The 16,596-nt window shown below is 58.1% G+C and carries 14 protein-coding genes and 1 tRNA gene; 7 read left to right on the top strand and 8 right to left on the bottom strand.

All coding sequences use genetic code 11. The annotated features are described in order from the left end of the window. Window positions 1-295 precede the first annotated feature (295 nt). Window positions 296-3,334: an insulinase family protein gene (locus ACKUTP_RS01000; protein WP_409063335.1), complete on the bottom strand. Its 3,039-nt coding sequence runs from the start codon at window positions 3,332-3,334 to the stop codon at window positions 296-298. Between the two features lie 569 nt (window positions 3,335-3,903). Here ACKUTP_RS01000 and ACKUTP_RS00995 point away from each other — a divergent pair. Beyond that, on the top strand, window positions 3,904-5,370 hold the full coding sequence (locus ACKUTP_RS00995) for an ATP-binding protein (RefSeq protein WP_409063334.1): 1,467 nt from the start codon (window positions 3,904-3,906) through the stop codon (window positions 5,368-5,370). A gap of 100 nt (window positions 5,371-5,470) precedes the next feature. Here the strand turns inward: ACKUTP_RS00995 and ACKUTP_RS00990 are convergent, their stop codons facing one another. Both ACKUTP_RS00990 and dcm read right to left on the bottom strand, forming a co-directional pair. Continuing rightward, window positions 5,471-5,962, bottom strand: a complete 492-nt coding sequence (locus ACKUTP_RS00990; protein ID WP_409063333.1) for a hypothetical protein — start codon at window positions 5,960-5,962, stop codon at window positions 5,471-5,473. Between the two features lie 126 nt (window positions 5,963-6,088). Next, window positions 6,089-7,351, bottom strand: coding sequence for a DNA (cytosine-5-)-methyltransferase (dcm, locus tag ACKUTP_RS00985; RefSeq protein WP_347478045.1), 1,263 nt, complete (start codon window positions 7,349-7,351; stop codon window positions 6,089-6,091). Between the two features lie 149 nt (window positions 7,352-7,500). On the opposite strand from dcm, the gene ACKUTP_RS00980 reads away from it, so the two are divergent. Continuing rightward, complete coding sequence (locus ACKUTP_RS00980) at window positions 7,501-9,006, top strand: Sau3AI family type II restriction endonuclease (RefSeq protein ID WP_347478046.1); 1,506 nt, start codon at window positions 7,501-7,503, stop codon at window positions 9,004-9,006. A 155-nt stretch (window positions 9,007-9,161) separates the two neighbouring features. Here the strand turns inward: ACKUTP_RS00980 and ACKUTP_RS00975 are convergent, their stop codons facing one another. Next, window positions 9,162-9,860, bottom strand: coding sequence for a DUF5710 domain-containing protein (locus tag ACKUTP_RS00975; protein WP_409063332.1), 699 nt, complete (start codon window positions 9,858-9,860; stop codon window positions 9,162-9,164). 430 nt (window positions 9,861-10,290) lie between these two features. Between ACKUTP_RS00975 and ACKUTP_RS00970 the strand changes: the two genes are divergently transcribed. The 3 genes from ACKUTP_RS00970 to ACKUTP_RS00960 all read left to right on the top strand — a co-directional run bounded on the left by ACKUTP_RS00970 (window position 10,291) and on the right by ACKUTP_RS00960 (window position 12,201). Next, window positions 10,291-10,428 (top strand): helix-turn-helix domain-containing protein, encoded by a 138-nt coding sequence (locus tag ACKUTP_RS00970; protein WP_138113932.1) that lies wholly within the window; start codon window positions 10,291-10,293, stop codon window positions 10,426-10,428. A 162-nt stretch (window positions 10,429-10,590) separates the two neighbouring features. Further along, window positions 10,591-10,839, top strand: coding sequence for a PriCT-2 domain-containing protein (locus tag ACKUTP_RS00965; protein ID WP_117765514.1), 249 nt, complete (start codon window positions 10,591-10,593; stop codon window positions 10,837-10,839). Between the two features lie 285 nt (window positions 10,840-11,124). Then, entirely contained in the window at window positions 11,125-12,201 is a 1,077-nt protein-coding gene (locus ACKUTP_RS00960; RefSeq protein WP_117765512.1) for a DNA cytosine methyltransferase, read from the top strand. Here ACKUTP_RS00960 and ACKUTP_RS00955 read toward each other — a convergent pair. Both ACKUTP_RS00955 and ACKUTP_RS00950 read right to left on the bottom strand, forming a co-directional pair. Next, window positions 12,198-13,004, bottom strand: a complete 807-nt coding sequence (locus tag ACKUTP_RS00955; RefSeq protein WP_409063331.1) for an MAE_28990/MAE_18760 family HEPN-like nuclease — start codon at window positions 13,002-13,004, stop codon at window positions 12,198-12,200. The two genes, ACKUTP_RS00960 and ACKUTP_RS00955, sit on opposite strands and share 4 nt — an antisense overlap. Before the next feature lie 5 nt (window positions 13,005-13,009). Continuing rightward, entirely contained in the window at window positions 13,010-14,068 is a 1,059-nt protein-coding gene (locus ACKUTP_RS00950) for a DUF262 domain-containing protein (RefSeq protein WP_346978998.1), read from the bottom strand. Window positions 14,069-14,292: 224 nt separating this feature from the next. On the opposite strand from ACKUTP_RS00950, the gene ACKUTP_RS00945 reads away from it, so the two are divergent. Beyond that, entirely contained in the window at window positions 14,293-14,442 is a 150-nt protein-coding gene (locus ACKUTP_RS00945) for a hypothetical protein (RefSeq protein ID WP_175406107.1), read from the top strand. Between the two features lie 228 nt (window positions 14,443-14,670). Here ACKUTP_RS00945 and ACKUTP_RS00940 read toward each other — a convergent pair whose 3' ends face one another. Together ACKUTP_RS00940 and ACKUTP_RS00935 are read right to left on the bottom strand one after the other, a co-directional pair. Beyond that, entirely contained in the window at window positions 14,671-15,012 is a 342-nt protein-coding gene (locus ACKUTP_RS00940; protein ID WP_346979024.1) for an ATP-binding protein, read from the bottom strand. A gap of 60 nt (window positions 15,013-15,072) precedes the next feature. Next, window positions 15,073-15,147, bottom strand: a tRNA-Val gene (locus tag ACKUTP_RS00935). 289 nt (window positions 15,148-15,436) lie between these two features. On the opposite strand from ACKUTP_RS00935, the gene ACKUTP_RS00930 reads away from it, so the two are divergent. Continuing rightward, window positions 15,437-16,459 carry an EamA family transporter gene (locus ACKUTP_RS00930; RefSeq protein WP_349129479.1) on the top strand — a complete coding sequence of 341 codons (1,023 nt, stop codon included), beginning with the start codon at window positions 15,437-15,439 and terminating at the stop codon, window positions 16,457-16,459. Window positions 16,460-16,596: the final 137 nt, after the last annotated feature.

Below are 16,596 nucleotides of genomic sequence, written 5' to 3'. Positions count from 1 at the left end.
GTACCAAAAAGGGACAGGTTTATTTTGGCGGGTTTTATCTGTGCTGTGATGGGCGTCTGCGGCGGTTTGTCTCGATCTGTAACAGTAACTCGGCAAAATTGGACCTAGTTGTTACAGATTGAGACAAAAGGTCGGCGTCGTCTGGAAACGTCTCGATCTGTAACATCTGGAGCCGATATTGCCGTCTAGATGTTACAGATTGAGACAAACCGCCGCGGTGGGCTGCGCCGCCCCGCTCATGCCGCAGAAAAAAGGTAGATTTTCGGGCATGTCCCAAAAATCTACCTTTAGTGCGTTAGCCCAGCAGGTCGACTACGTTAAAGCCGGCGTTGCTCTTGGCGATGACGTCTCGGCCGCCAAAGACGCAGGTGGGCGACTCGGCTGCGATGCGCGTCACGTCGGCGCCGAGCGAGCGCAGCTCACCGGGCGTGGCGGCGAGCATCTGGGCGCGACGCTCCTCGCGCGCATGCGGATCGAGCCCGGCCAGGTAGGTCGTGTTGCGGCGCTTGGTGAGCGCGTACGGCTTCACCGGCGCGTCCATGCCGCTCACGCAGCTCACGATAAAGCCCTCAAAGGCGGCCTCGTCGGGCTCAAAGCTGCCAAGCCATGCACCCGCGCGCTCCACGCGCTCAATCGAAGGATCGATCGCCGGGTCGCGGTAGGTGTAGAACGCCGTCTGACGCTCGCCGGCCGCGCGGAATCCGCAGCCGTACGCACCGCCCTTCACGCGAATCTCGTTCCACAGGTAGTCGTAGGAGAGCGCGTTGGCAGCCACGGCCCAAGCGCCTGTCACGTCAATGCCCAGGCGACGCGGATCGCACGCACGCGCGGCAAAGCAGATGTCGCTGGGAATCACGAAAGCCTCGTGGTGGTCGCACGGCGCCGGCACCGCGAGCGTGTCGCGGCCGGCATCGGCGCCGTCGCCAGCTCCCAGCCCCAAGTCGCCCGCGGCGGCCCAGTACGCGTTAAAGTCCTCATCGCTGCCGGTAAAGCTCGCTAGGCAGCCGTCGGCCACAAAGACGCGCTCTGCCAGCTCGGCAAGCTTGGTGCGCAACCCGTCCACGCGCTCGTCAAAGTGGTCGAGCAGATCGCGCAGGAACAGGTAGAAGTCCACGCCCGAAAGCTGCTCGCGCACCACGGCCGAAGGCGAGCTGTAGCTCATCGCGCGACCGAGCGCCGCCGAGTGACCGTTGTTGATAAAGCCCTGCTCAAGCCCAATGCGAATCTGCGTGAGCACGTCGCGCACGCGGTCGGCGTCGGCGTCTGCCAGCAGCGTGCTCGACAATACCTCGCGCGGTAGGCTCGCCAGCGCATCGATCTTCTCGGACAGGGCGCCGGCACTCACCAGCAGGTAGGGGCGCGCGCCGTCCACGTCGGGCTGGGTCATGACCTCGGTCGTAAAGCTCAAAAAGCCCAGTTTGCCGGCGAGCAAGTTGTCGAGCTCCTCGGCCGAGTGCTCGCTCGTGGGCAGCTGTTTGAGCAGGCGGCAGAGCAGCGTCACATAGGGCAGGTCTTCAAACGCGACGCAGCTCAGGTCGAAATACTGCATGGCGTAGGCCAGGCGGTTGGTGGGGATGTCGTGGCGCAGGCAGGGGATGGGCACAGTCGTGTCCACGACCAGCGGAGGTTCGGGGCGCGCCTCGCCAATGTCGGACACGCGCAGGCGCGGCAGCGTGGCCTTGGCCTCGGGCGTGTCCTCGGCCTCCTGCGCGGCACGCAGCGCAGCTGTGCGCTCGACCACGTCGGCCAGCTCGGCATCGGTCATGGCATCGCGCTTGGCTGCCAGCTCGGCGGCCTCGGCGATCTCCGCGCCCTCGGCGGCGTCCACCGGCACCAGCTCGACCAGCGCCATATGGTCGTTTTCCAGCACCAGCTCGCGTAGCAGGTCCTCAAAATAGCTGCCGTCCAGCTCGCCACGCAGTTCCTCGTACACCGGGCCGTACTTGAGCGCCAGCGTCGCGGCGTCGTCATCGTAGAGCCAGGTGCTCAGCGCGTCGCACGCAATGGCCACGCCGTCGGCAATACCGTAGTCGCGCTGGCGCAGGTCGTATTCGTTGCTGCTGATGATAGCTTCCAGGCGCTCGCGCGGAACGCCATGCTCGCACAGGTCGCGGCAGGCGTCCTGGAACACGCGACGCAGCTCGCGCGCCACGCCGGGCTGCGCGTTTTGCAGCATGATGAGCTCGTAGGGCTGCAGGCTCTCGGCCGCGGTGTAGCTCACCACGTTGCCGCCCAGGCCGGCGGCCAGAATGGCCTTCTTAACCGGCGCTTCGTTGGAACCCAGCAGTGCTTCAAACAGGATATCCGCCGCGATCGTGCGTTTGCGGTCGAGCGCGCTGCCCAGCACCAGGCCCAAGCCCACCAGGGCGTTCTCGGGTGTAGTGGCCATCTCGACGCGCTTGTACTCGCAGGTCACGGGTGCCTGCACGCCCAGCGGATTGGGTGCCAGCGTGGACGGGTCCTCGCCGGCAGCGACGGCAGCGTCCATGCGGCGACTCGCGGCACTCGGCTGCGACAGATAACGCTCGTCCAAAAAGGCCAGTGCGCGGTCCACGTCCAGGTCGCCGTAGAGCGTGATGTAGGAGTTGGAGGGGTTGTAGTGGCGCGCGTGCGTGTCCAGGAACTGCTCGTAGGTGAGCGCGGGAATCGCGCGCGGGTCGCCGCCACTCTCGTGCGCATAGGCGGTGTCGGGATAGAGCGCGGCGTTGACGGCGTCGTCCAGCACGCTCATGGGGTCGGACAGCGCACCCTTCATCTCGTTGAACACCACGCCGTTATAGCGCAGCGTGCCCTCGCGCAGGCTCGCGGAGCTGCTGTCGACCTCGGCGTCCTCCGGCAGGTCCAGCTCGTAGTGCCAGCCCTCCTGCTCAAAAATGGTGGGCTTGGTATAGATGGCCGGGTTGAACACCGCGTCCAGATACACGTCCATCAGGTTGTACAGATCCTGCTCGTTGGTGGTGGCAACGGGGTAGATGGTCTTGTCGGGGTAGGTCATGGCGTTGAGGAACGTCTGCATGGAGCTCTTGATCAGGTCGACAAACGGCTCCTTGACGGGAAACTTGGCCGATCCGCACAGCACCGAGTGCTCAAGAATATGGAACACGCCGGTGGAATCGGCCGGCGGCGTCTTAAAGCCAATGGCAAAGGCCTTGTTCTCGTCGTCGCACGCCAGGTACAGCAGGCGAGCGCCCGAGGCAGTGTGTCGCAGCACGTAAGCGTCCGAGTCGAGCTCGGGCACGGTCTCGCGGCGCTCGACGGCAAAGCCGTGGCAGGTAGTGCCGGGCACCAGCAGTGCAGCGGTTGCGGCGCGCGGGTCGGTTGAGGTGGTGGGCATATGCAGTCTCCTTTGACGCCCCAGCGGGGGCGAATCGAGTCGAATCCTCGTGAGTATACCCATATGGGGCTGCGGTTCTGCGGCGAACTGAAGACGATGCCAACGGATTGGGTAAAGGCCCCGCGTGCCCGCCGCGCGAGCGTGGAAACTTGGACGCCTATCGAATGAGAGTGGATTTTCGGACGGAATCAGCCTCAAAACGCCCAAATACCGTCCAAATATCCACCCTCATTTCCCGACCGTCCAAAATCCATGCTCATCCGCCGCCCGCACATCTCTCATCTCTCATTCGTCACGAATACGAGAGATAACAGAAAGACGAGAGATAAATATGAGAGATAACTGAGCAGCAAAGAGACAAGCAATCATGGTATTATCTCAATACCGATTGTTCTACCAGCAAAAACATGTTTATATGAAACAGATGGCAGACATCTTATCTTTTATCTCTCACTCATCTCTAATATGAGAGATAACAGAAAGATGAGAGATAATTACGAGAGATAACTGAGAGACGAAGGAAATCCATTCGCGGCATTCTTCGCAGAACCGAGCGAAAGGACGTGCAGATGAACGAAAACGAACTGACCGGTCTGCTCGAGTCTTTAAGGCGCATGGGCTCGGACGATCTTAACGTCGAGGTCAAGGAGAGCGCCACAACGCTTTCCCGCGACGTATGGGAAACGGTCAGCGCTTTCGCAAACACCGCCGGCGGCATCATCGTACTCGGAGTGAGCGAGCGCGCGGGTTTTGTCCCAGTTGCAAACTTTGAGACCGAGAAAGTGCTCAACCAATTCGTGGCGGGCATGGGCGATGCCGGCGGTCGCGGAAAGCTGGCCAATCCGCCCAAATACACCATTGAGCGCGTGGAGCTCCAGGGCACCGTGGTTCTGGTCATCACGATTGAGGAGCTCGACCCGTCGAGCAAGCCTTGTTATGTCATAGAACGGGGCGCTCAAGGTGGCAGCTACAAACGCATCGATGACAAAGATGTCCCGCTTTCGTCGACCGAGGTGCTCGCATTGGCGTCATACGGTCGAGTGACTCCGAGCGATCGCGACGCGGTGGCGGGCGCGGGCGCGGACGATCTCGACGAGGCGCTGGTCGACCGTACGATAGATCGGGCTTTCTCGTTGACGCCTCGGGCAATGCGCGGCGCGCCGGACAAACAAACGAAGCTGGAGCGCCTAAATTTCCTTGATTCCCAGGGCAATGTTACCAAGGCTGGACTCCTAGTTGCGGGCACCTACCCCCAGCAGTTTTATCCCAAGCTCTTTATCGACATGGCTGTCTATGCGGGGACCCGGAAAGGCACGGCGGGGTCGCTGAGGTTCATGGACCGCACAATCTGTGAGGGAACGTTGGGCGAGATGATCTCGGATGCCGTCGCGGCCGTCGCCAAGAATTTGCGGCGAACCTCGACCGTCCAAGGCGTCTCGCGTGTCGACTCGCTGGAGATTCCCGAGGAGGTTCTGCGCGAGGCAATCGCCAACGCCGTAATCCATCGAGAATACGGGGATCGGTTCTGTGGACAGTCGATTACCGTCGACGTCTTTGACGATCGTGTCGAGGTGACGAATCCTGGCGGCCTTTACGGGGGAAAGACTCGCGAGAACTTGTTTGACGGCAGCTCCAGATGCCGTAACGCGACGCTCGTGAAACTCATGTCGATTGTCCCTCTGCCGGATGGCGCAGGTTCGCCGGCTGAGGGCAATGGCTCGGGCATCCCGATGATGATCGATGCCATGCGCGCACATGGTCTGGCCGAGCCCCTGTTCTGCCCGGGGTTCGATCGGTTCAAGGTCGTACTTTACCGTTCAAAGATCGAGCCGGTCGATCATGGCGGGGGCTTAATTGTGACGGCACTCAAACACTACGGCGAGCTGGGGACGCGTGAGCTGGCAGAACGCACGGGGCTTACAATTTCCCAGGTTAGGTCGCGCGTCAACGCGCTCATTGCTCAAGGCGAGCTTGAGCCCACGGCGCCGTCGACAAGCCGCAACCGCAAATATCGACTGTCAGAGCGCGTGGAATAAATGCGTTAGTGGACGAGGCGACTCAATAATCGACTCTCGATTGGCGCCCGCTAAGGTAAGGCGGTTGTTGCCCAGTCGACGGCGAAGTTAAAGACTCGGCTTACGCTGGCATAGCCCCGAACCCGTCCATCAAGAACAGCCTAAGAACCAGCTTGATGGCGTATCCCGGCTTGACTTCAGCTGCGTCAAAGACGTGGCGCTCGGCGAGCTCGCTGCAGTATGCATAGATGTCGCGGATAAGGTCCGCGCCCGAGAGCGTAAACATGTAGCCTGCGTCCGAAAGCGCATTGGGCGCGGCAGGCAACTTGGCCATGTGACAAAAAGTCAACAGGTCGGGCGCCATAGCGTCCTGGTAGCCAAGATGGCTGCCGTCTTCTTGTGCGACGAGTTCCAGCTGGCGTACTCGATTCAGCGCCGCTGCCAGCACAAAGCTCGGTGTGGGAGCATTGACGTCCTCCGTGCTCGCCACGAGTCTGCCTGCTGCCTGCGTGACAAGCCAGGCGACCTCGCGCTGGCAGCGCACGGCCTTGCGCGTAACCGGCTTGATGGACGAAGAAGAAACGCTTCCCTTAGGCGGATTCGAAACAGCCACAAGAACCTCCCATGAACGACCCGGCCCAACAAGCCCGGATGAAACACGTGCTACATCAGTATACAGGGAAGTGGGATGGAAAAAACGGAGTCGACAGCGTGAACTGCCGGCTCCTGATTGCTTGCCTTAGAGGCTGTACACTTCGACCATAGCTTCGCCAATGCGATGGGGCACGCCGGTGACGAGTGCGTTGCCCATGCAGAAGGCTCGATGGCCGTCAGTCATGCCCGTATCGGTCCAGCCTTTCGGGAATCCCTGAAGCTGATCGAGCTCGTCGGGAACAAGACGGCGGAAACGGCCATCGGGACATTCGATGACGTGCTTGAAGCGGCTCGCTCCCGTGCCGCCTTCTCCTGTGAGGATGGTGCGGCTCGGCTTGTCGGTGGCATCCGGGAAGCTCATGGCTCCTTCGGAATACGTGTACGTAAAGCCTGTCTTTTTGTTAGTGCGCTCTTCGCGCTTGCTGCCCTTAAGGTAGCGCCAGTCGGGAAGCTTTTCGTCGGAGATGTAGAACTGCTCCGGGACATAAGCCTCGTCGACAAGCACGTCGCCAAGCACGTGGCGCTCACCGTGATAGTCCTCGGCAAAGTCGCAGGTCAGAACATGACAGCCCTGCATGACGCCAGCATTCTTGAATTGAGAGGTCTTTTGGCCGACGCCAAAACGAGTTGAGTTCTCGTAGGGGTCGGGTAAAACATCGAGCTCGGACATCTCGTCGGGATAGATGGCGGGGAAGGCTTTAGCCATGACGCCGTTGTGCATGCGATCAACGAGATCAACCTTGCCAGCGTCCTTTTCGCAGAAGATATAAACACGCTTGCGACGCTGGGGAAAACCATATTCCGCGGAGTTGACCACGCGCCATTCGACCGTGTAATCGAGGTCGGCAAGGCAGCTTAGGATGATGGCGAAGTCGCGACCGCGCTGAGACGCGGGCGACTTGAGCAGACGATCGACATTCTCAAAGAGACCGAAGCGCGGCTTCTTCATCTCGAGGAAGTGGTAGATGTCCCACCAAAGGACACCCTTCTTGCCCTCGATGCCATGTGCCTGGTTAAGCGGGCGAGCGACGGAGTAATCCTGGCAAGGGAAGCCGCCGACAACCATCTGGACGTCGGGGATTTCAACCTCTCCGGCTTCAGCCTGTTCCAGGACTTTATTGATATCTTCGTTGACTACGGAATCCTCGCCAAAGCGGTCCATATAGCAGCGTGCCGCGAACTGACGAGCCTTGGTTCCGGGCGGTTCCCACTGATTGGCCCAAATGGTGCGAAAGGGTCCGGCGGGCTTCATGTAGAAATCTGGATAACGAGGGTCAGCATAGCCTTCGAGGCCCAAACGAAATCCGCCGACGCCAGCAAAAAGCTCGGCGATTTTGACCTCTGACATACTCACTCCCCCAAATCGCTGCAAATGCAAAGATCAAGGGTACAGAAATCGGGTTGCAAATGGAAGATCCCTTAGGGGATCTTCACGGTATAACCCGAATTTACAGTAGCATACGTATTAGATCATGTCTTATTTCGAGAGGATTTGCCATGTCCAAGAAGCACCTCGATTTCAAGCGCATGCTTGACGATACTGATTTTTCTGACCCCTCTAGCATCGAGCGGTATGCTGCCAATCTCGACGGGATGACGTTTCGCGACATTCTGGAGCTTGGCATTGCGCCGGAGGGGGAGAGCGCGCCTAAGGACTTTGGATCCAAGAAGTACAAGGGCGGTATGGGAACCCTGATCGAGGAGCGTTACTTTGGCTACAAGGCCAACAGCGACGACCGGCCGGACTTTCCCGAGGCGGGTGTCGAGCTCAAGGCAACGTGTTTTGACGTACTTAAAGACGGTCGTAAATCTGCCGGTGAACGTCTTGTCTTGACGATGATTCCCTACGACCGTCCCGTTTCGCTCGACTACGACAGCTCGCATCTCAAGACCAAGCTCAGCAATATCCTGCTGATTTATTACGGCCGTGACCGCTCCATCGACAAATACGACCAGCGCATTGAGCGTGCAGTCATGGTTCGTCTGCCCGAAGAGGATATGAAGATCATTCGCGCCGACTACGAGAAAATCATTTCGTACATTCAGGATGGTCGCGCAGACGAGCTGTCGGAGGGCATGACCACCTACTTGGGCGCCTGCACAAAGGGCGCAACCGAAGCGACAATGTGGGTCGACCAGTACTACGAGTACTTCAATACCGATACGGGCGAGATCGAACGCCGTCGCGCGAAGCGTCGCGCCTTTTCTCTCAAACGCTCGTACATGGACTATGTGCTTCACGCCTATGTTCTCGGTGCCCCGCGTATCGGCGAGAGCATCGTTCGAGGCGACGACGAGTCCATTGATTTCGAAAGCTACGTAACTGGACTGATCGAGCAACACTATGGCGAAACTGATCGCCAGATTGCGGAGCAGTACGGCTTGGAATACACAGGAAACAAGGCGCAATGGACGACACTCGTTTATCGCATGCTCGGCATAAAAAACAATGCTGCCGAGGAGTTCGTTAAGGCTGGGATTAACGTCCGCGCTTGTCGCGTTAATAAGAGGGGGCACATCGAGCAAGCAATGTCCTTCCCTCCGTTTGAGTTTAAGCAGCTAATCAATGAGGATTGGGAAACGTCTTCCTTCCGTGCGCGCCTTGAGACCAGTCGTTTCTTCTTTGTCGTGTTCCGTGAGGACCACGAGGGGGAGTGGCGCCTTGACCGCTGCCTATTCTGGGCAATGCCGGCAAACGAAATCGAAGGCCCCGCAAAGGCTTGTTGGGATGAGACACGAAAGGTCATTCGCGAGGGCGTTGAGCTCAATCCGTATCGGGATGCAAGCGGAAAGCTCAAAGTGACCAACAACCTGCCCGGTATGGCAGACAACCCGATCGTTCACGTCCGCCCGCATACCTCAAAAGCTGCGTACAGATTCGCCGACGGAACCGAAATCGGCGATATTGCGAGGAACGCCTACGAGTTGCCCGACGGACGTTGGATGACCAGGCAATCGTTCTGGTTTAACAAGGGCTATTTGGAGCATATTTTGGGACTGTAACAAGACCGTCTTCACATGCTGGTGCGCCCCGGACGCTGTCACGGCTGTGGTATCGATGTCGTGTATGACGATGCGGACACCTAATTGTCTGTCGGGTGCTTCTGCCTTTGGGCGATACCTTGCCGCCAGGAGCGCTCGCCGGTACCTAAGATATCTTACAGGTAGATCCCCTCGCACAGGGGCTTGTGGAACTGGGTGTGGTGGTCGCGTGCCCAGGTAAAAAGTGCCTGGTCAAAGTTGCCCTGTCTGGCGTGGATGCCAAAGACGCCGGCGACTTCCACGCGCACGAACTCCAGCGCGGGCAGCTTGTTGATAGCCGTGAGCGCAAACGGCGACATGGGCTCCTCGAACAGGTAATGGCTGCCTTGCAGCGCGCCACAGGCGGTGCAGGTGCTGGCGAGCGATACGGTTTTGGTGGTGCGCGACGTTACGGGCTTGTAGCCGCAGCGCTCGCGCAGGTAGTCGCGGATCTCGGCCGGCACGCAGCCCAGCGCGGGAACGATGGCTATGGCGTTGGCGCGGGCGGTGTCGATCGCGATGTGGCCCGCGTCGTCCATGGCGGGCGCAGCGCCGGGCGCGGCCTTGCTGCCCGAGTCCTCGGCCAACCGATACGGAATGCCAAAGGCCGCGACCGTCGTCTGCTCGCGGCACTTCCAACATTCGCGCTTGCCAAGCACCAGATAGATGTGGGGCGCGCTGGGGTCGGAACGATCCACGCCGGGCAGCAACGCGGCAAAGGGCTCGGGGTTGACGCCATCGGGCACGTACCAGATCTTCTTGACCCGGTCCCACTTGGCGCCCAGGGCCTTGGCCTGGTCTTTGTGCGAAAAGGGAACATCGAGCTCGGTGCGCATGGCGGCTCCTTTGTGCGGCTTGCGGTGCATGTGCTCCAAGGATACCCCAGCGGCGGACGTCCGATGCATGCCGACGGAATTGCTGATGTTCTTGCTGTTGGCCGCGGCTGTTTGCGAACGCGACGGTGCCGTTGGGGCATTGCTATAAGTCAGCAAATGAGCAATTTGGCCGTCCAAGCAGTCGCAAAGCAAAATGGAAGTCCCGCGCCGTCAAGCAGTTTTGCCACTGCTGCACTACATAACCACAGTTAAACGCGGCAATTCGCTCTTGTACAGTCTTAACCGTGATCACACGTCATTAGTAGCTCAGAGGTTAGGGCGGTGACTGAATGGCTCGGTACAAAGGCGAGAATAGGGCATGGGAAGGAGCCGCTCGGCTGCTCGCAAATCCGGCGCGCGGACGTGAAGGTGTGCGAGACCCCCTAAGCACGTGGCCGAGATTGGCGGGTGGAGCCTGCGCCAAGTCCAGAAGTGGTGCGCGGACGGGACGCTCCCCGCGATGATGATCGGCGGCACCTGGGCGATCAGCGGGCAGAAAATCTGCGACATGCTCGGCATTGAGGACTAGCGATGCCTATGGAAGCATTCAAGGAAAATGACACCGGTGGCCGTATACTTGGCGGCGGGGCCACCGGCGGCGAGTGGACAGGCCGGGGGCCTGTCGTGGCTGCATCTTACAGCTCGGTCACGGGGAGCGCCGCCTCGCAGCTCGATTGCGGGGTGAGCCAGCATGAACGATAAGGAGAAGGCCGACTTGGCGTTCCTCTCTATGGAGCCGCCCAAGAACTACGAGACTTGGAAGAACATCGGCATCAGCTACGAGGCCGCTGGAGGCGACCACGACACGTTCCTTAGCTGGTGCTCCCACGACCCCGAGAAGTACGACGAGGCCGTTACCCGCAAGCTCTTCGAGCATGTGGACGAGGGCGGTAGGATCACGGCGGGCACGCTCTTCTGGCATGCGGCGAACGCAGGCTGAAAGAGCACGGGCGACCATACAAGCGGAGCGCTTTGCACGGCCTCCGGCGGCCAGGACCTCTCCGGATTGCCGTACTTGGAGCAGGCGATCAAGCAAATCGAGGCCAAGGCGTTTTACCTGCACTTCTGCTGTTTACGGGAAGCAAACAGCCGTTCGGTGACGTTTTCAAGCTCAGGTCTCCAATCCCTCTGATTGCTGCTAATCTATAAAGTTAGCGAGTTGAATTCTTTTCGAGTTTGTGACGCTCGCATACGGTCATTCTAGGACGCCGAAGGGGTGATTGCGATGAGCGTTGATAGTTCCACGGAGGATAAGGCTCAGAGCGCCTCCATTGGTGCTGTGGATTTGTTTTGCGGGGTCGGGGGCCTGACCTACGGTTTACGCACCGCTGGCATCGATGTGGTGGCTGGGTTTGACCTCGATTCCTCTTGCCAGTACGCCTACGATGCGAACAACGGTAAGGACAAGTTCATCTGCAAGAACATCGCCGAGGTCACCGGGGAGGAAGTCAAGGAGCTCCTGAAGGACTTTGACATCAAAGTCTTGGTAGGGTGCGCTCCTTGCCAGCCCTTCTCGAAGCACCGCAAGGACAAGAAGCATCGCGAGAAGCACAAGGACTGGGGGTTGCTTGCGCAGTTTGGGAGGCTTGTACGTGAAGTGCAGCCAGATTACGTGTCCATGGAGAACGTGCCCGAGCTCGAGAAGGAGAGCATCTTCTCTGGTTTCTTGAACACGCTTAAGGAGTCCGGATACTCGGTGGAATACAGCGTCGTAAAGGCTGAGGAGTACGGTGTGCCCCAGCATCGGCGGCGATTGATTCTGCTAGCTTCTAGAAATGGGTCCATCAGCTTGATTGACCCTACGAATGATAACGCTCATGCTGTTACGGTTCGGCAGGCAATAGGTGCGCTGCCTGCCGTGAGCGCTGGCGGCTCTTGCAGGGGGGACTCTCTGCAAACGGCGTCGGCGCTATCAGAACTAAACTTGAAGCGCATTAAGGCTTCGACGCCTAATGGCACGTGGCGAGATTGGCCTGAGGATCTGAGGCTTGATTGTCATAAAAAGGCTGCTGGCCAAACGTACCCTGCGGTCTACGGGAGGATGGCTTGGGACGAGACGTCCCCAACTATAACTACGCAGTTCTATATGTACGGTACGGGCCGGTTTGGGCATCCAGAGCAAAATCGAGCCCTAACCTTGCGTGAGGGTGCCGTCTTGCAGAGCTTCCCGCAGGATTACAAGTTCATTAGGCCTGGCGAGAAGATCAGCAAGAAAGCTGTGGCACGGCATATTGGAAACGCCGTGCCACCAAAGCTCGGCGAAGCGGTTGGCAAAAGCATAATTGCCGCTTGCGTACACTAGCCCTCTTCTGATTCGGTCATACCGCGCCGATATTCACCGGCGTTGAGGTAGGTCGAAACATCCTTGCGGAGCTGCATCAAAAATGAGTCAACATGATTGACTAGCTCCGCAAGCTCCGATGTTGTCACCTGATTGCTTGCTTCTGCAAACGAAATTGATCCATGAGCTAGGTCATTCCGTCGATTCTTGATGTCTTTAAGCTCGCTCTTAATCTCATCCCTCTTGCAGTTCGCTATATCATCATGAATCGATATTCCGTGGTCATCAAAGAGCTTGAGGATTTTGTCTACATCTAGATTTCCACCGGCGATGGTGTTCCGAACGCTGAATTGAAGTACGTTATTTTTAACAGCATGATCAAGCAACCTCTTGCTTATGGACTCGGCAGTACTATTGCTGGCTTTTGGGTCGCTCAACCCGTTATACATTTGGGTATGGTGCCAAATCGATTGAAGCTTTTCGGAAACCTCAGCGTAGCCGCAACCCTCGTCCTTTACTCTGTCGTAAATCGCCTGCATGAGATTAGTGACTGAGTACTCAATGATATTGTAGATCATAAGCTTGACGTTGGAGCGGATGACACTGGAAACGAGGGTCACATCTGGTGTCGATGAGGGCAGGCCACTGGGATTTGCCTTTTCAGCGATTTCGTACGCTCCTCGCATTACAGCATTGTAGCGCACGCCCTCTGCACCTTGGTCAAGCGAATCGAGCAGGGTCGCGAGCGTAATCATGCTCTTGGTCTCACCAAGGCGGTCGTTGTAGACCTCTTCGTACCCCAAGTTAAAGTCATTGGAATCCATAAGGTTTACCGCTCCGCCTTCAGCTTGTTGGCAACGAAATCAATGCGAGCTTTCAACTTGGCCTTTACGTTTGCCGAGTCTGACCGCACAAGGGTCTGGAACTCTTCGCAATCAATCCAAGACATGTCTTTGCGCGAAAGGTCCTTGTCCTCCGACAACGCCACGGCAACGCCGACCGCAATAGCTTCGAAACGCGCATGAGGAGTCGTTTTTCCTGTCGGTGTCTTTTTGAACCCCCTGTCTCCCAAGCACTTCTCAACGTATTCCAACATTTCTTTGAAGCGAGCGACGAGTTCATTGCGCTTGTCAGGTGACTCGGCAAGCTCGATGTTCATGCGATTCGTGTATTCATCCAGGTAACTAGCAACGCGGTCTTTGTAACCCTCGAAATCTGGGTAGCCGTCTGCATAGGCGAAGAAACGAGTGACAAGTTCCATGTCATCGTAGTGTTTGCGCGCCGTCTCGCTTAACGGGGCAAGTTTTATAAAGAGCGGATCTTTGGAGAGCTCGCTTACTAGTTTTGTAAAATCGCCGCCCATGGAGCCACGGCGAATTTCTTGCGATTTGAGCTGCTTGCCCGATGAATTGATACGACGAAAAATCTCCTGTCGGACGTCAAAGGTGGTCCCTTCCTCAAGGTAAACCACTCGAAAGCTCGCGTTATCGAATCTTCTTTGTACTTCTATGGGAAGTTCTGAATAGGTCTTTCCGTTGACAGATGTAAGGATGTCTAGATTGCACAAGGTTAAATCGCCTCTGGCAAAGTTCACCAAGGCGTTCATCCTTTGCGCTCCATCAACGATTTCCGTTCTGCCATCTTCAGCATCGGCAAAGAACATGTAGGGAATGGGCAGGCCAATTAGCACAGACTCAATAAAGTAGCTGCAGTCAACGTCCGTCCAGACGAAGTTCCGTTGATAGTCAAGCGGAATGTAGAATGCATCAGCATTGAACTTATTGATGAGGTATTCCGCAACGTATTCGCGAGTGCTGAATCGCACATCCTTTTTCTTGTCGCGAATCTGTTCGGAAATCTCGATCGTCTCACTTTGTTGATCAGTCAATCGCCTTCACCTCAATCTATAGCAGGACGAAGCCAACTTAGGTCTGACTGGCTGTGGGATGTGAAGCCCTCTCCCATAACCAATGCTGCACTTTAATGATACCAGCAGATGCCTGGCATTAGAGTCGTGCCCCTCTGCCACTTTGTGACGCCCGTCTAGGCTGCTCGTATCGAGTAACTGGGCGGGCGCCTTGTTGTGCCTGCCGCGATTTGAAAGCAGGATACATGGACGGTGAGACTCATGGCGACGAGGCGGCGAAGGTCGAGCTCGCGGAAGGGCAAGAGGACGCGAGGTCGGCAGAGGTGGCGGACGCCCTTCGCTCGGGGATCGAAGCGGTGGAGGGCGCAGCAGCCGACGAGCGCGTGGAGTACTGAGCTCAGGCTCGCTGGGGCGCGGAGCGTCAAGGCCGCGCGTGCCCTTCTCGACGAACACGGGGGCGACGTGGGCGCGCTCAAGGAGGCGGAGCCCTGACTCTTCTCGGTCTCCCCGCGTCCGCTGGGACCACGGGGCTGCCAAACGCGGGAGCCGCTGTTTGTGTCGACGACAAGCTGAACATTGTGGCGCGACCAAATTGAGCACTTTGGCAAACACGCCGCGTTAACCTATCCCACCGCCTTGCCGAGTATGAGCGTCGCCTCCATACGGTGACTCGCGCCGGTGAACTCGACCAGGCGGCCGTGGTGGACGATGCGGTCGATCATCGCCGCCGCCATCTTGTCGTCCCCCAGGACCGTGCCCCACTTGCTGAACTCAATGTTTGTGGTGATGACCAGGCTGTGCCTCTCGTAGCAGTCCGACACCCCCTGGAACAGCAGCCTCGCGCTGTCGAGGTCCAGCGGCACGTAGCCGAACTCGTCCAGGATGACCAGGTCGTTTCTGGCGATGTCCCTCATCGCCGCCTCCAGCGAGTGCTCGCGCGCCGCCTTTTGGGATACATTTGGGATACAGCGCTATATACAAGAAACCGGTCTACCGCATTTCCGCAGGTAGACCGGTTGAACAATTGGTGGGCGTTAGAAGATTTGAACTTCTGACCTCTTCCGTGTCAGGGAAGCGCTCTCCCCCTGAGCTAAACGCCCGATCAAGGGTGCGCAAGCGCGCAAGGGATAATATAACGGAGCCTGAACTCGGTGGCAAGAACATTTTTAAAAATCGCTTACATTGTGGAATTCGGGGGCTTCGTCATATCCATTTTAAAAGAGCCTGCTGCCGCGATTTGGCTGTCGCATAATGCAAGGCCATTGCGGTATCGAGCTATGGAAAGACACCTGCGGAATTGTCCTACCGATAAGCGGACAAGCCTCCAGCTGGTGACTTCGCCGTGGTAAGGTAAGCCGAATTGTTTCCAGGCTGTTTCGGGGGAGTGGAATGAGCAAAGAGTGTGTCGAGCAGGTCGAAGGCGCAGGGGCTTCGGTGCCGATGACCGATATATCGAACATTGATGTGCCCGAGGGCACCGACGAGCTCAGCCGTAGCACCCGCCGCGCCTGGCGCGACCGCCTTAACGATGCGTCGTCGCGCAAGATGATCACGGGCGTCTTGGCTACGCTGGTGGGCGGTTCGTTTTGGGGCTTCTCGGGCACCAGCGCGAGCTTTCTGTTCGATACCTACCACGTCGACACCTTGTGGCTTATGAGCGTGCGTCAGATTCTCGCCGGTCTACTCTTTATGGCCGTGGTTGTTACGCGCGACCGCGAGCGCCTGATTAAGCTCTGGACCACACCCGCCGATCGCAAGCAGCTGCTGCTCTTTACCGCCTTTGGCCTGCTGTTCAACCAGTTTTGCTATCTTTCGGCCGTGCGCCTGACGAACGCCGGAACCGCGACGGTGCTCCAGTGCCTGCAGCTCGTTATCATCATGGGCTACACCTGCGTGATCGATCGCCGCATGCCGCGTACTCGCGAAGTCATCGGCATTGGCCTAGCTCTGGGTGGAACCTTTTTAATCGCCACCGGCGGCGACCCCACCAGCCTGAATATCTCGCCGCTTGGCCTGGCAGCAGGTCTTATGTGTGCGGTCAGCGCCGCGTGTATGGCGGTGATTCCCGCCAAGATCCTGCCCGAATACGGTAGCCCCATCGTCACGGGCTCGGCAATGCTCACGGCGGGCGTGGTCTCGTGCGTCTTCGTGCAGCCCTGGGCGCATATGCCGGCGCTCGACGCTGCCGGCATCGAGGCGCTCGCGGTGTTCGTGGTTATCGGCTCGTTTTTTGCTTACATGCTTTATATGCAGGGCGTTAAGGACATCGGCTCGGTGCGCGCGAGCCTCATCGGAACTGTGGAGCCGGTTTCGGCGACCATCACCAGCGCCGTTATGCTGGGGACGGTGTTTTTGCCGACCGACCTTATCGGCTTTGCCATGATCATCGTGATGATGTTCCTTACGGTGTAGCTAGCGCCGCCGCCAAGACAGAAAAGGTGTTGTGCCGCATTTTCGCCAATTGATGTCCGTGTCTGGAGTTTAGCTGTCGATGCTCAAAATGCCATAAACTAGCAACGTTATGGACTTTTTCATTGCGACTCAATTGC

This window comes from Collinsella sp. wc0529, assembly GCF_046116875.1.
Taxonomy (GTDB): domain Bacteria; phylum Actinomycetota; class Coriobacteriia; order Coriobacteriales; family Coriobacteriaceae; genus Collinsella.
This window is presented reverse-complemented; position numbering and strand designations above follow the sequence as displayed.

Excerpts from the sequence above, each read along its gene's own strand:
- ACKUTP_RS01000 (WP_409063335.1), bottom strand. The coding sequence starts at position 3,334 with ATGCCCACCACCTCAACCGACCCGCGCGCCGCAACCGCTGCACTGCTG.
- ACKUTP_RS00995 (WP_409063334.1), top strand. The coding sequence starts at position 3,904 with ATGAACGAAAACGAACTGACCGGTCTGCTCGAGTCTTTAAGGCGCATG.
- dcm (WP_347478045.1), bottom strand. The coding sequence starts at position 7,351 with ATGTCAGAGGTCAAAATCGCCGAGCTTTTTGCTGGCGTCGGCGGATTT.
- ACKUTP_RS00980 (WP_347478046.1), top strand. The coding sequence starts at position 7,501 with ATGTCCAAGAAGCACCTCGATTTCAAGCGCATGCTTGACGATACTGAT.
- ACKUTP_RS00975 (WP_409063332.1), bottom strand. The coding sequence starts at position 9,860 with ATGCGCACCGAGCTCGATGTTCCCTTTTCGCACAAAGACCAGGCCAAG.
- ACKUTP_RS00965 (WP_117765514.1), top strand. The coding sequence starts at position 10,591 with ATGAACGATAAGGAGAAGGCCGACTTGGCGTTCCTCTCTATGGAGCCG.
- ACKUTP_RS00960 (WP_117765512.1), top strand. The coding sequence starts at position 11,125 with ATGAGCGTTGATAGTTCCACGGAGGATAAGGCTCAGAGCGCCTCCATT.
- ACKUTP_RS00955 (WP_409063331.1), bottom strand. The coding sequence starts at position 13,004 with ATGGATTCCAATGACTTTAACTTGGGGTACGAAGAGGTCTACAACGAC.
- ACKUTP_RS00945 (WP_175406107.1), top strand. The coding sequence starts at position 14,293 with ATGGACGGTGAGACTCATGGCGACGAGGCGGCGAAGGTCGAGCTCGCG.
- ACKUTP_RS00930 (WP_349129479.1), top strand. The coding sequence starts at position 15,437 with ATGAGCAAAGAGTGTGTCGAGCAGGTCGAAGGCGCAGGGGCTTCGGTG.